1 protein-coding gene is annotated in these 1,288 nt (G+C 68.6%); it reads left to right on the forward strand.

Features of this window, described 5'->3' with window-relative positions:
* Positions 1-147: 147 nt before the first annotated feature.
* Positions 148-1,288, forward strand: a 1,141-nt coding sequence (locus ABUW04_RS39695) for an IS256 family transposase (RefSeq protein WP_380569207.1), incomplete at its 3' end; no start/stop codon positions are given.

Raw genomic sequence — 1,288 nt, forward strand, 5'->3', positions numbered from 1 at the left:
GATCGCGTCCCTTGGCGTGGTGTAGCCGATCAGGGTGGGGTGGTGCGCCGGGGGCGTGGGCCCGGGTAGCTTCCGCTCCCTGCCGACAGGGTGGGCCACCGTGCAACTCTCCGTTGTGAACGGGCAGTTCAACGCGGGAGGTACAAGGTGGCCCTGTCTCAGCATGACCTACTCCGACTGCTGGAGTCACTACGTTCGGCAGACGGCCTGGAACTGGTGCGCTCCGTGGCCGAGCGGATGCTGCAGGAGCTGATCGAGGCCGAGGCGACGGCCAGGATCGGCGCCCAGTGGAACGAGCACACCGACACGCGCACCGCCTTGCGCAACGGGCACCGCGACAGGACGCTCACCACCCAGGCCGGCGACCTGGGGCTGGGCATCCCCAAGCTGCGGTCGGGCAGCTTCTTCCCCCTCCTGCTGGAACGGCGCCGCCGGATCGACCAGGCCCTGTTCGCGGTCGTCATGGAGGCCTACGTCCACGGCGTGTCCACCCGCTCGGTCGACGACCTGGTCAAGGCCCTGGGCTCGGACACCGGGATCTCCAAGAGCGAGGTCTCCCGGATCTGCCAGGACCTGGACGGCCAGCTGACCGCGTTCCGCGAACGGAGGCTGGACCACGTCCGGTTCCCCTACGTCTACCTCGACGCGACGTACTGCAAGGCCCGGGTCGAGCACCAGATCGTCTCCCGCGCCGTGGTCATCGCCACCGGCATCACCGAGGACGGCGGCCGCGAAGTGCTCGGGGTGATGGTCGGCGACAGCGAGAGCGAGTCCTCGTGGACCGCGTTCCTGCGCTCCCTACGGGAACGCGGCCTGGGCGGGGTCCGGCTGGTCATCGGCGACCACCACCTCGGGCTGGTCACCGCGATCCGCAAGGTCATGCTCGGCGCCGGCTACCAACGGTGCAGGGTTCACTTCCTGCGCAACGTCTTCAACGCGATCAGCAAGGACGCGGCCGAGATGGTGGCCGCCACGATCCGCACGGTCTTCGCCCAGCCCACCGCCGCCGCGGTCCGCAGCCAGCTCGACACCGTCGCCGACATGCTCGGCACCCAGTTCCCCAAGGTCAAGGAGATGCTGTTGGAGGCCAAGGACGACCTGACCGCGTTCGCCGGCTTCCCCGAACGCCACTGGAAGAAGATCCAGTCGACCAACCCGCTGGAGCGCATCAACCGCGAGATCAAACGCCGCACCGACGTCGTCCAGGTCTTCCCCAACGACGCCGCCCTGCTGCGGCTCGTCACCGCCGTGCTCTTCGAACTGCACGACGAATGGATCGCCTTCCCCC

The sequence above is a fragment of the Streptacidiphilus jeojiensis genome (genome assembly GCF_042510965.1).
In the GTDB taxonomy this organism is placed as follows: domain Bacteria; phylum Actinomycetota; class Actinomycetes; order Streptomycetales; family Streptomycetaceae; genus Streptacidiphilus; species Streptacidiphilus jeojiensis.